At 74.5% G+C, this 12,226-nt stretch carries 8 protein-coding genes; 4 read left to right on the top strand and 4 right to left on the bottom strand.

The annotated features are described in order from the left end of the window. Positions 1-701 precede the first annotated feature (701 nt). Together B5D80_RS03120 and B5D80_RS03115 are read left to right on the top strand one after the other, a co-directional pair. Positions 702-1,706, top strand: a complete 1,005-nt coding sequence (locus tag B5D80_RS03120) for an NAD-dependent epimerase/dehydratase family protein (protein WP_088642221.1) — start codon at positions 702-704, stop codon at positions 1,704-1,706. A 126-nt stretch (positions 1,707-1,832) separates the two neighbouring features. Then, a complete protein-coding gene (locus B5D80_RS03115; protein WP_088642220.1) occupies positions 1,833-3,899 on the top strand; it encodes a HelD family protein in 2,067 nt (688 codons plus the stop codon). A gap of 147 nt (positions 3,900-4,046) precedes the next feature. Here the strand turns inward: B5D80_RS03115 and B5D80_RS03110 are convergent, their stop codons facing one another. Next, positions 4,047-5,021 (bottom strand): Acg family FMN-binding oxidoreductase, encoded by a 975-nt coding sequence (locus tag B5D80_RS03110; RefSeq protein ID WP_088642219.1) that lies wholly within the window; start codon positions 5,019-5,021, stop codon positions 4,047-4,049. A 238-nt stretch (positions 5,022-5,259) separates the two neighbouring features. Here B5D80_RS03110 and B5D80_RS03105 point away from each other — a divergent pair, with 238 nt between their 5' ends. Further along, positions 5,260-5,898: a response regulator gene (locus tag B5D80_RS03105; RefSeq protein WP_067310092.1), complete on the top strand. Its 639-nt coding sequence runs from the start codon at positions 5,260-5,262 to the stop codon at positions 5,896-5,898. A 31-nt stretch (positions 5,899-5,929) separates the two neighbouring features. Here the strand turns inward: B5D80_RS03105 and B5D80_RS03100 are convergent, their stop codons facing one another. Continuing rightward, positions 5,930-7,600 carry a sensor histidine kinase gene (locus tag B5D80_RS03100; protein ID WP_088642238.1) on the bottom strand — a complete coding sequence of 557 codons (1,671 nt, stop codon included), beginning with the start codon at positions 7,598-7,600 and terminating at the stop codon, positions 5,930-5,932. Between the two features lie 96 nt (positions 7,601-7,696). Beyond that, positions 7,697-8,707: an Acg family FMN-binding oxidoreductase gene (locus tag B5D80_RS03095; protein WP_088642218.1), complete on the bottom strand. Its 1,011-nt coding sequence runs from the start codon at positions 8,705-8,707 to the stop codon at positions 7,697-7,699. A 187-nt stretch (positions 8,708-8,894) separates the two neighbouring features. On the opposite strand from B5D80_RS03095, the gene B5D80_RS03090 reads away from it, so the two are divergent. Continuing rightward, entirely contained in the window at positions 8,895-11,228 is a 2,334-nt protein-coding gene (locus tag B5D80_RS03090) for a heavy metal translocating P-type ATPase (protein WP_088642217.1), read from the top strand. 110 nt (positions 11,229-11,338) lie between these two features. On the opposite strand, the gene B5D80_RS03085 is transcribed toward B5D80_RS03090, so the two are convergent. Beyond that, the gene (locus tag B5D80_RS03085; protein ID WP_088642216.1) at positions 11,339-12,205 is read right to left on the bottom strand and encodes a universal stress protein; all 867 of its coding nucleotides are present in this window, start codon (positions 12,203-12,205) and stop codon (positions 11,339-11,341) included. Between the last annotated feature and the right edge of the window lie 21 nt (positions 12,206-12,226).

Raw genomic sequence — 12,226 nt, 5'->3', positions numbered from 1 at the left:
CTGCGGTCGTACGGGGGGTGTAACGCCGGGGGCGGGGTCGGGATTCCGGCCCGGGGGTGCCGCCGGTCACGGCGACCGGGGTCGGACCGGACGACACCGGACAACCCTCGCACCGGCACCGGGGGTCGTACCGCCCATTCGGGCCGGCATGGGAGTCACGGGGTGATCCGGGACTCGACCTTCGCGGCGCAGGCGCCGGCCTGGTTCGCCCGCAGCCGGGAGGCGCAGCTGACCGCCGCCGGACTTTGCGTCAGCCGTTGCCTGTGGGGGCGGGGTGTGGCCCGTAGTGCGCGGAGAGCTTCATTCCTGTGGGTCATGACCATGCCTGACAGGCATATCGGTGTCCGTGAAGTTACCCGCCCCCGGGACCCATTGTCGGCGCGTCGGTGGACGGACCGGAATGTGCGCCGAATGTTCGGTCCGTCCCTTCCCGAGACCAGGGGCCGGGCATCCCCCCGGGCGACAACGTGCGCCCATCGTCACGGGGCCGAAATTGCGGCTTCGGGCCGGGGCGGATACCGCTGTGTGGCGAATATGCGCAACGACGCCCGGGGACGGGGCGCGGGGGGATGCGCGCGGGGGCGGGTGAGGAGGTCAGGACCCGGGTGGAGCGGCGGGGGAGCGGGGGTTCTGCCGAGGGCAGATCCGCTGCCGGTGAACAGGGTGCCCCACCGGGGCCCGGGGCCGGCAGGGTGGGGCCCATGAGACTGCTGATGCTGGGCGGTACGGGTTTCGTCGGTTCCGCCATCGTGGCCGAGGGCGTACGCCGGGGCTGGACGGTGACCATGTTCAACCGGGGGATACACGGGCCGACCCCGCCGGGCGTACACCGGTTGCGGGGTGATCGGACCGCGCCGGGCGGGTTGGCCGAACTGGCCGGCGGCGCGTGGGACGTGGTGGTCGACACCTGGGACGGCGCGCCCCGCGCGGTACGCGACGCCGCCACGCTGCTGCGCTCCGCCGGGCACTACGCCTACGTCTCCAGCGGCTCGGTCTACGCCCCGCCGGTGCTCCCCGGGGTCGGCGAGGAGTCGGCGGTGGTGCCGTCGGCGGCCGACGACACCCGCGACGACGACTACGCCCGGTGCAAGGCGGGCGGTGAGCTGGCCGCGACCGAGGTGTTCGGGGAGCGTGCGCTGCTGGTGCGGGCCGGGCTGATTCTGGGGCCGGGGGAGGACATCGGGCGGCTGCCGTGGTGGCTGCACCGGGTGGCCCGGGGCGGTGACGTCCTCGCCCCCGGCCCGGCCGACCTGCCGGTGCAGTACGTCGACGTCCGTGACCTGACGGCCTTCACCCTGGACCGGGCCGTCGAGGGCGTCGGCGGGGCGTTCAACGTGATCAGTCGTCCGGGGCACACCACCATGGGCGAACTGCTGCGCGAGGCGGTGGCGGCGACAGGTGCCGACGCCCGGCTGCGGTGGACCGACCCGGAACCGATCCTCGCCGCCGGGGTGGAGCCCTGGAACGACCTGCCGGTCTGGATTCCCCCGGGCCACGAATACCGGTGGTTGCAGGAGCGCGGCGTCGAGAAGGCGTACGCGGCGGGGCTGACCTGCCGCCCGGTGGCCGAGACGGTCGGCGACACCTGGCGCTGGCTGGACCGGGTGGGGGCGGTCCCGCCGCGCGCGGGGCGACCGGTGCGGACGACTGTCGGCCTCGACCCGGCGCGCGAGGCCGCCCTGCTCGCCACCCACCATCCGGCCTGACCCCGCAAGCCCCCTGCGTCACCGGCAGCCCGCCACGCAGGATGAGGCTCAGTTAAAAACGTTACTCGGTTAAGATATTTTGCTTGGCGGTACGGCGTTCCGCACCCGAGCATCGAAGGGCAGACCATGACCTCCGCGTCTCCACCTGGCCACCTTGATGAGGAACACGAACTCGATCACGAGTTCCTGACCGAGCTGGCCTTCCTCGAGCGCGCCCGCAAGGCGCTGTCCTGGATGCTGGACCACGCGCGCATGCGGGTCGCCACCGGAGAGCAGATCGCCGGTGACCGCTACACCTCGGAGACGCTCGGCAGGTACCTGAAGAGCTATGCCAAGGAACTGGCCGAGGAACCCGACAGCCCGCTCTACTTCGGCAGGCTGCAGTTCGGCACCGACGAGGACGCGGGCGAACACCTGGGCCAGAACTACTACATCGGCCGGCGGCGCATCAACGAGGAGCACGGCGAACCGCTCGTCATCGACTGGCGCGCGCCAGTCTCCTCGATCTTCTACCGAGCGAGCGCCCGCAACCCGCTCGGTGTCGCCGCGCGCCGGCGCTTCGGCTGGACCACCCGGCATCCGGTGGAACTGACCGGCTTCGAGGACGAGCGACTTGACCGGGGTGAAGAACTCGGCACCACCAGCGAACTGCTGACCAGGGAGATCGAACGGCCCCGCGTCGGCCCCATGCGCGACATCGTCGCCACCATCCAGCCCGACCAGGACGAGCTGGTGCGTACCGACCTGGACCGGTCGCTGTGCGTGCAGGGCGGCCCGGGCACCGGCAAGACCGCAGTCGGGCTGCACCGCGCCGCCTACCTGCTCTACGCCCATCGGCTCCAGCTCAAGCGCACCGGTGTCCTGGTCGTCGGTCCCAACCCGGCATTCCTGCACTACATCTCCGCGGTGCTGCCGGCGCTCGGCGAGGTGGACGTCCAGCAGCGAACCCTGGAAGAGGTGATCGGCCGGCAGAGCATCCGCGCGCAGGACAGCCCGGAGGCCGCGCTCGTCAAACACGACGCGCGGATGGCCCAGGTGTTGCACCGCGCCCTGACCGGGCTGATCAGCACACCCACCGAGCCGATCGCGCTGCCGGACGGTTCCTACCGGTTACGGATTCCGCTCAACGTCCTGATCCGGGAGGTGGAGACCGTCCGGCGCGAGGACATGCCCTACGGCGTCGGTCGGGAGCGGCTGCGCGCACGCATCGTCGCACTGCTGCAGCGGCAGTTGGAGTACCGCGCCGAGATGCCCGGCCACAGATGGCTGGAGAAGACCGGACGCGCCCGACCGGTGGTCGCCGTCCTCGACCAGGCCTGGCCCAAGATCCGCCCGGAAGAACTGCTCACAAACCTGTTCAGCGACAAGGCGATGCTGGCCCGGGCCGCTGACGGCATCCTGACCGACCAGGAACAGCAAGCCCTGCTCTGGCGCAGGCCACCCCGCAGCTTCAAGAGCGCGGCCTGGTCAACCGCCGACGCGGTACTGCTGGACGAGATCGCCGGATTGATCGATCACCCGGAAGGTTTCGGCCACCTCGTCGTCGATGAGGCGCAGGACCTGTCTGCCATGCAGTGCCGCGCACTGGCGCGCCGCAGCCGGCACGGCTCGCTAACCGTACTGGGCGACCTGGCCCAGGGCACCACCGCATGGGCAGCCGCCGACTGGCACGAACAGATGGCACACCTCGGCAAACCCGACGCGCCGGTAACCGCGCTGACCACCGGCTTCCGCGTTCCTGCCGTGGTGCTCGCGTTCGCCAACAAGCTCCTTCCCGAACTGCACGTCACCGCACCGGCCACGCGCTCCGTCCGCGCCGACGGGGAACTCACCGTACGTCACGAGCAAGACCTGCGAGCCGCCACCGTCGACCGTGTCCGGGCGGCGCTCGATCAACCAGGTTCCATCGCGGTCATCACGACCGACGCACGGGTCGGCGAGCTCACCGAGGCCCTGCAACAGGCGGACATCGCCGTCGACACAGCCGAGCAGGACGACGAGCACCGGGTCACCGTCCTGCCCGCCACCCTGGCGAAAGGTCTGGAGTTCGACCACGTCGTGGTGGTGGAACCGGACGAGGTCGTCCGCGCCGAACCGCGAGGCCTGCACCGCCTCTACGTCGTTCTCACCCGAGCCGTCTCCCGGCTGGACGTCCTGCACGCCGGTCCTCTTCCGGAGGCCTTGGCCCGGTGACCAGCACCCACGACGTCACCGCACACCGCCGGCCGACCCGTATCGGCGTGATGGAGCGAGGCGCGTTCGGGTGCGGCACTCTCCCCGCCAGATCGGTCTGCCGGGATGATCGGCCATGGCCCGAGATCCGAATTCTCGTGACGGTAGTCAGCCGGGTGCCACCGCCACGTCCAGTACCTCGTCCACGCTCCGCCTCGGGGTCGCCACCCCCGGCTGGCCGTACCCGATCCGCATGACCATCTGCGGCGTGCCGAAACGCCCCAGCGACAGCCGCAGCGCCTCCCGTGCTCCCGACACCTCGATCGGCTGCGACAGCAGCGACACCGCCAGTCCCGCGTCCGTCGCGGTCAGCAGCACCCGCTGCAACGCCTGCCCGGCCAGCACCTGGTCGACGACCGTGTTGCCGGCCGCGCCGAGCACCGCCACCAGCGGTTCCGGTTCGAAGTCGCGGCCGGGCGCGCGGTCCAGGCCGCCGAAGCCCCGCGACGGCAGCAGATCCTGCGGCTCGGTCTGCGGGCCTCCGGCACGGGCCGGCACCCCGTCGGGAGCGGGCTCGGTACGCACCCAGTCGGCGCGTTCGGCCCGGTAGGCGGGGTCGCGTTCGAGCACCCGGTGGGCGCTGCGGGCGACCTCGGCGAAGGCGTTGACGGCGCTCACCCCGATCACCAGTTCCAGCCAGCACTGCTCGGCACGGGCCGCCTCACCGAGCCGCCAGCGGGCGTCGGCGGGCACCGGGTCGGGCCAGAACGGCGCCCGGTTGCTGAACCGGCGGCCGATCGCCGCGTACAGGCTCTGCTCGGCGGGGGTGGGGCGGCGCGGCAGGTCCGGGACCAGCCGGGCCAGCACGTCCGGGTCGGCCGGGTACGGCCGCAGCCGTACGGTGGCCGGGGTGCCCGCCACGGCCAGGGACAGCCGCAGGTTGAACAGGGCCGCCCCACCGGCGATCCGGGTGCCCCAACCGCTCGGGTCGGTGGCCGGCAGCCGGCGGGCCGGGTCGACCGACACCTCGATCCCGCCGTCGCGCAGGCGGAACCGCCACGGCTGGGTGTTGTGCAGGGAGGGCGCCCGGACGGCGTCCGTGACGGCGGCCCGTAGTTGCGCCTCGGTGTACCCGGTGCCCATGGTCGTGCTCCTTCCGTGGCGGTTCGTGCCGCTCCACCCCGAGCGGGGAACGCGTCGCCCCGGCCGGCCGACGCCGACCCGGTTCCCGGTGGTGGTTCCCCTCCACGGTCCGTCACCCGGGGGTGGGCCGGGCAGGGCCGGACGTCCCGACCCGCCGGGCCGCCCTCCCCGGGGTGACGCGCCGGGTTAGGGACCTTCGGCCCGTGCACGGGCTGCTCCGGGCGGGTAGAAACGAGGGATGATCCGGGTGTTCCTCCTCGACGACCACGAAGTCGTCCGCCGTGGCCTGGCCGACCTGTTGCAGAGCAGCGGCGACATCGAAGTGGTCGGCGAGTCCGGCTCCGCGCAGGAGGCGGCCCGGCGGATTCCCGCCCTCCGCCCCGACGTGGCGATCCTCGACGCCCGGCTGCCCGACGGTAACGGCATCGACGTGTGCCGGGACGTCCGGGCGGTCGACTCGTCGATCAAGGGGCTGATCCTCACCTCGTACGAGGACGACGAGGCGCTGTTCGCCGCGATCATGGCGGGCGCGGCGGGGTACGTGCTCAAGCAGATCCGGGGCACCGACCTGGTCGACGCCGTCCGTCGGGTCGCCGCCGGGCAGTCGCTGCTCGACCCGGCGATCACCACCCGGGTGCTGGAACGCATCCGCAGCGGCGTCGAGCAGCCCCGCGAGTTGAAGACCCTCACCGAGCAGGAGCGCCGCATCCTGGAGTACGTGGCCGAGGGGCTGACCAACCGGGAGATCGCCGGCAAGATGTTCCTCGCCGAGAAGACGGTGAAGAACTACGTCTCCAGCGTGCTGGCCAAGCTGGGCCTGGAACGCCGCACCCAGGCCGCCGTGCTCGCCACCCGCCTCCTCGGCCAACGCCACTGACCCACCGCCCGGGTGGGCCGCCCCGGGGGGATCAGTCGCGCAGCGGGACCGACCAGCAGAGTTGCGTGCCGTGCGGCTCGACCCGGCGTACCTCGAACTCGCCGCCGTGCCGCTCGGCGCGTTCGCGCAGGTTCACCAGGCCACCCCGGGCGGCGGCCGGGTCGCAGCCCACCCCGTCGTCGGTGACCGTCACGGTGACCCGGCCGGCGTCGACCCGCACGGCGACGGCGACCCGGCTGGCCTCGGCGTGGCGTACCGCGTTGGACAGCGCCTCGCGGAGCACGGCGGTGAGGTCGGGGCGGACCGGTTCCGGCACGGCGCTGTCGATCGGGCCGTCCAACTCGACGGCGGGCCGGAAGCCCAGCGACCCGGCGGCCACGTCGACCGCCTCCCGGATCTCGGTGCGCAGCGCCGCGCTCATCGGGGTACGCAGCTCGAAGATGGTGCGGCGGATGTCGCGGATGGTGGCGTCGAGGTCGTCGACGGCCGCGTTGATCCGCTTGGCGACGTCGGGGCGGGCGTGCATCGCGCCGCTCTGCAGTTGCAGGCCGGTGGCGAACAGCCGCTGGATCACCACGTCGTGCAGGTCCCGGGCGATGCGTTCGCGGTCCTCCAGGACCACCAGCAGCTCCCGTTCCTCCTGCCCCCGGGCCCGCTCCATGGCCAGGGCCGCCTGACCGGCGAAACTGGCCAGCAGGGTGACGTCGGCGTCGGCGGCCCGGCCGGCGTCGGGACGGTGGGCGACCACCAGCACCCCGTGCAGGGTGTCGGCGGCGGCGAGCGGGGAGACCACGGCCGGGCCGGCGACCACCGGCACCGGCCAGGGTGCCGCCTCGGCCAGGTTGTCCAGCAGTTCCCGGCGACGCTCGGTCACCGGGCCGGCGAAGCTGGTCTCGCTGGCCGGCAGCAGCGCGCCGACCAGCCCGTCGGCGTCACCGTCGGCGGAGTCGACCACCTCGACGGTGAACTGCCCGGCGTCCTCGTCGTAGAGCAGCACCAGCGCCAGCTCCGCCTCGGCGACCTCCCGGGCCCGGCGGGCCACCAGGGTCAGCGCGTCGGTCCGGCGTACCTCGCCGAGCAGCACCGAGGTGATCTCGGCGGTGGCCGCGAGCCAGCGTTCCCGGCGGTGGGCCAGCGCGTAGAGCCGGGCGTTCTCGATGGCCACGCCGGCGGCGGCGGCCAGCGCCACGGCGATCTCCTCGTCGTCCTCGGTGAACTCCGGGGCGCCCTGCTTCTCGGCCAGGTAGAGGTTGCCGAAGACCTGCTCGCGGATGCGTACCGGCACGCCGAGGAAGCTGTGCATCGGCGGGTGGTTCGGCGGGAAGCCGTACGACTGGGGGTGTTGGGTGATGTCGGGCATGCGCACCGGGCGGGGTTCGTCGATCAGCAGGCCGAGCACCCCCCGCCCGTGCGGCAGGTCACCGATCTTCGCGTGCAGCTCGGCGTCGATGCCGTGGGTGATGAAGTCGTGCAGCAGCCGGTCGGGACCGATCACGCCGAGCGCGCCGTAGCGGGCCCCGACCAGCTCGCAGGCCGCCTGCACGATCCGTTGCAGGGTGCTGCGCAGGTCGAGGTCGGTGCCGATGCCGACCACCGCGTCGAGCAGCGCCCGCAGCCGCTCCCGGCTGGTCACCACGTCGCCGACGCGGTCGAGCATCTCCTGGAGCAGCTCGTCGAGGCGGACCCGGGACAGCGGGCTCAGCCCCAGCGAGGGGACCTGGTGTTCGTTGCGGGAAGCAGGGGTGCTGGCGGCCACGCGGGCGATGTTACCGTCCGGTGACCGCCGGGCACGAGATCGTCAGGGCCGCTGGTCGCGTACGGCGGAGGTGTCGACCACCTGCGCGGCCGGCAGCCGCGGGGTGTGCGGCGGGCCGGCGTGCGCCGGGTCCGCGATCCCGATCCGCAGCACCAGGTACGGGTAGCCGAGCCCGCTGAGCAGCTGCCGCAGCGTCTGCCGGGTGCCGGCCACCTCGACCACGCCGGACAGCGGCACCACCGACGCCCCGTGCCGGGTGGCGGTGAGCCACAGCGCGGAGAGCGCCTCACCGGCCCGCAGCCAACTGTCCGGTTCGTCCTCGTCGCCGTAGAGCAGCCCGTACACGGCGGCCTTGTCGTGCCCCGGGCCGACCGGCAGGTCGCCGGGGCTGCCGAAGTCCCGGGCCGGGACGGTGGTCTGCGGCTGGTCCTGCGGCAGCACCTCCGGCGGCAGGCCGGTGCCGGCGTCGGCCCGGTGCGTCCAGTACTGCAACTCCTCGCGGGTCTGCGGGTCCTCCGCCTCGACCGTGCCGGCGTGCGAGGCGGTCGCGGCCAGCTCCATCACCTGGTCGGCGTCGAGGATCTGCAACCGGGAACCCTCGGCGTCGGCCGCGCGGACGATGTCGTCGACCACCCCGGCGGGCACCGGCTCGTCGCTGACCGGGCGACGGTCGGTGTGCCGTACCTGCATGCACTGCACCATGCGCATCGCCTCCGGGTCGGCCCCGGACCGGGTCAGGCCGGTCAATCGGGCCAGCAGGTCCGGCTGCTGCGGGTCGGGCAGCCGCTCGACCACCGCCGTCCAGCCTTCGGCCGCCAGCGCCACCCGGGCGTGGTGTAGGGCCGCGCCGCAGCTCACCGCCACCAGGCGGCCCTCCGGGTCGGCGGCGGAGAGCTGCCGCTCCCGGACCGCCCGCAGCTCCAGGGCGTCCGGCAGGACCCGCCAGCGCCACGGTTGCGTGTTGTGCACCGAGGGGGCGTGACCTGCCGTCGCCGCCGCCTCCGCGAGCGCGGTGGTCAGCGGGCGGTCCGTCGCGGGCGTCTGGTGGCTCATCGGCACTACCTTTCCGTTTCTTTCCCATCGTGCCCCACCCCGTCGGCCCCGGGGTGGGGATACCGTTCCATCCTGGCCTGCCGACCCGGCCCTGCGCACGGTCCCCAGGTCCCCCCTCGGGGGCATTTCGGCCCGGCGGTTTCCCTGTTCCCGGTTCCCGCCGGCCACCTGCTGGGACGATCCGCAGGTGGACGCGGCACCGCAGGAGTGTGTTCCGCAGCGGCCGGTCGACAGGCGTCCGGTGCGCTGGCGCGAGTGGACGCCGCTGGCCCTGCTCGGCGGGGCGTTGCTGGTCGGGGCGGCGCTGTGGCTGACCGGGCGGCGTGGCCCCGCCGACGCCGTGTGGGCGGCGGCGACCCTGGGGGCGCTGGTGCCGGCGGTCGGGGCGGTGCTGCGTCAGTGGTGGCGGCGGCGGTTCGGGGTGGACGTCATCGCCGTGCTGGCGTTGGCCGGTGCGCTGCTGGTCGGGGAGTACCTGGCCGGGGCGGTGATCGCGGTGATGGTGGCGACCGGCCGGGCGCTGGAGGCGTACGCCCGGGGGCGGGCGACCCGCGACCTGCGCGCCCTGTTGGCGCGGGCACCCCGGCAGGCGCGGCGGCGCACCCCGGACGGGGGCATCGAGGTGGTCGGGCTGGACCGGGTCGCGGTGGGGGACGACCTGCTGGTCGGGCCGGGGGACGTGGTGCCCGTCGACGGGGTGCTCGCGGCCCCGGCGACGCTCGACGAGTCGGTGGTGACCGGCGAGGCGCAACTGGTGGGCCGGGCCGCCGGGGAGCAGGTCTCCAGCGGGGTGGTCAACGCGGGCGCCGCCGTGGGCCTGCGGGCCACCCGGGACGCGGCGGGCAGCACCTACGCGGGGATCGTCCGGTTGGCGCGGGAGGCGACCGCCCACCGGGCGCCGACGGTCCGGCTCGCCGACCGGTACGCGGCGGCGTTCGTGCCGTTCACCCTGCTGCTGGCCGGGGTGGCGTGGTGGTGGTCGGGGGAGGTCGTCCGGGCGGTCGCCGTGCTGGTGGTGGCGACGCCGTGTCCGCTGCTGCTGGCCACCCCGATCGCGATCGTCTCCGGGCTGTCCCGGGCGGCCCGCCGGGGTGTCCTGGTGCGGGACGGCGGTGCGCTGGAGCTGCTCGGCCGGGCCCGGACCCTGCTGGTCGACAAGACCGGCACGTTGACCGCCGGGCGGCCCCGGGCGGCGGAGACGGTGGCCGGCCCCGGCGGCGACCGGGACGAGGTGCTGCGGCTGGCCGCGTCGGTGGAGCAGCTCTCCCCGCACGTGCTGGCGGTGGCGCTGGTGCGGCAGGCCCGCGAGCGGCGGCTGCGGCTGACCACGCCGACGGAGGTGACCGAGGAGCCGGGGCGCGGGGTCAGCGGGCGGGTCGACGGCCGGCCGGTGCGGGTCGGGCAGCTCACCGGCGACCTGCCCGACTGGGCGGAGCAGGCCCGCCAGCGGGCCGAGCTGGCCGGCTGGTCGACGGTGTGGGTGAGCGACGACCACGGTCCGCTGGGGGCGGTCCTGCTGGAGGACCCGGTCCGTCCCGACGCCCGGCGGACGGTGCGGCGGCTGCGGGACGCCGGACTGTCCCGGCTGCTCCTGCTCAGCGGGGACCGGCCGCGCACCGCCGAGCAGGTGGCCCGGCTGGTGGGGGTGGACGAGGCGCTGGCCCGGTGCTCCCCGGAGCAGAAGGTGGCCCGGGTCCGGCAGGAGGCGCAGCGGGCGGTCACCGTGATGGTCGGCGACGGGGTGAACGACGCGCCGGCGCTGGCGGCGGCGCACGTCGGGGTGGCGATGGGGGCGACCGGGGCGACCGCCTCGGCGGACGTCGCCGACGCCGTGATCACCGTGGACCGGTTGGACCGGCTCGCCGACGCCGTCGAGATCGCCAGGCACGCCCGCCGGATCGCGGTGCAGAGCGCCGCCGTCGGGATGGGGCTGGCGGTGCTCGCGATGCTGGTCGCCGCCGCCGGCCGGCTGCCGCCGGTGGCGGGGGCCTTCCTCCAGGAGGGCATCGACGTGCTGGTGATCCTCAACGCGCTGCGGGCGCTGCGCGGCGGGCTGCGCCGCCCGGACGTCCCGCCGGCCGCCCGCGCCCTGCTCGACCGGTACGCGGGTCAGCACGCAGGCGTACGTGACGTGCTCGCCCGGGTACGCGACACCGCCGACCTGGTGGCGACCCGGCCGAGCGCCGAGGGGTGCCTGCCGGCGTTGCGTGACACGCACCGCCGGCTCACCGACGAGGTGCTGCCGCACGACAGCGCCGAGGAACGGCAGCTCTATCCGGCGTTGGCCGGCCCGCTGGGCGGGGAGGCGACGTCCACGATGGGCCGGGAACACGTGGAGATCCACCGGCTGGTGGACGCGATCGGCGGTCACCTGGCCCGGGCCGACGGGCGGTTGCGCCCCGACCAGGTGCCCGACCTGCTCGCCAGCCTGTACGGGTTGGACGCGGTGCTGCGCCTGCACCTGGCCCAGGAGGAGGAGACCTACCTCGCCCTGGACCCCGACCCGCCCGCCCCGCGTTGATCCACCCACCCCCGTGGTGATCCACGCGCCGGGGCCGATGTTGCGGTGTCAGGTCGTCGGATCACCGCAACATCGGCCCAACAGCCGCCCGCCCCGCCCGACCCGCCCGGTCAGCGTTCCCGGACGACGGCGACCGGGCAGTGCGCGTGCTGGATGAGCTGCTGGCCGACCGAGCCGAGGAGCATCCCGCGCAGCCCGCCCCGGCCCCGGCTGCCGACCACCACGAGCTGCGCCTCCCGGCTCGCCTCGACGAGCGCGGCAGCCGGCCGGGCCGGGGCGATCTCCACCGTCACCGGGACCTCGGGGAAGGTCTCCCGCCATCCGGCGAGGGCCTGTTCGATCTCGGCCCGGTCCGCCGCGAGCCGGGCCTCGGCGTCCGGGTCGGAGGGCCGCCAGCGGTCGTCCGGCGGTTCGAAGGCCCGCAGCACCCGCAGCGGGGCGGCCCGCTGGGCGGCCCGCTCCACGGCGAACCCGAGTGCCGTGCCGGCCTGCTCGGAACCGTCGTAGCCGACCACCACCGGGCCGGTGACCTTCGCCTGCGCCTCGCGTACCACGACGACGGGGCAGTGCGCGTGGGCCGCCACCGAGACCGCCGTGGAGCCGGCGAGCAGGCCGGTGAAACCGCCGTGGCCCCGGCTGCCGAGCACCAGCAGCCCGGCCTCGGCGGAGCGTTCCTCCAGCACCAGCGCGGGCGGACCGTCGAAGACCTCACCGTGCACGGTGACGCCGGGCCAGGCGGCGGTGGCGTCCGAGGCGGCCTGGTGCACCAGCTCCTCGACCTGCCGCCGGGCGTTGTCGTCCGGCCAGACCCCGGGGGCCACCCCCGGGCCGACCCAGCCGGCGACGGTCATCCACTCGAAGACGTACGCCAGCCGGACCGGGCGTCCGCTGCGCTGCGCCTCGGCCAGGGCCCAGTCCACGGCGACGCCCGCGTCGGCGGAACCGTCGTAGCCGACCAGGATCTCGTCGGGGTTCATCGTCTCGTCCTTTCCTGGCGG

Source organism: Micromonospora wenchangensis (assembly GCF_002210435.1).
Lineage (GTDB): Bacteria > Actinomycetota > Actinomycetes > Mycobacteriales > Micromonosporaceae > Micromonospora > Micromonospora wenchangensis.
The sequence above is the reverse complement of the archived record's forward strand: the minus strand, read 5'-3'. Positions and strand labels throughout refer to the sequence as shown.

Excerpts from the sequence above, each read along its gene's own strand:
- B5D80_RS03120 (WP_088642221.1), top strand. The coding sequence starts at position 702 with ATGAGACTGCTGATGCTGGGCGGTACGGGTTTCGTCGGTTCCGCCATC.
- B5D80_RS03115 (WP_088642220.1), top strand. The coding sequence starts at position 1,833 with ATGACCTCCGCGTCTCCACCTGGCCACCTTGATGAGGAACACGAACTC.
- B5D80_RS03110 (WP_088642219.1), bottom strand. The coding sequence starts at position 5,021 with ATGGGCACCGGGTACACCGAGGCGCAACTACGGGCCGCCGTCACGGAC.
- B5D80_RS03105 (WP_067310092.1), top strand. The coding sequence starts at position 5,260 with ATGATCCGGGTGTTCCTCCTCGACGACCACGAAGTCGTCCGCCGTGGC.
- B5D80_RS03095 (WP_088642218.1), bottom strand. The coding sequence starts at position 8,707 with ATGAGCCACCAGACGCCCGCGACGGACCGCCCGCTGACCACCGCGCTC.
- B5D80_RS03085 (WP_088642216.1), bottom strand. The coding sequence starts at position 12,205 with ATGAACCCCGACGAGATCCTGGTCGGCTACGACGGTTCCGCCGACGCG.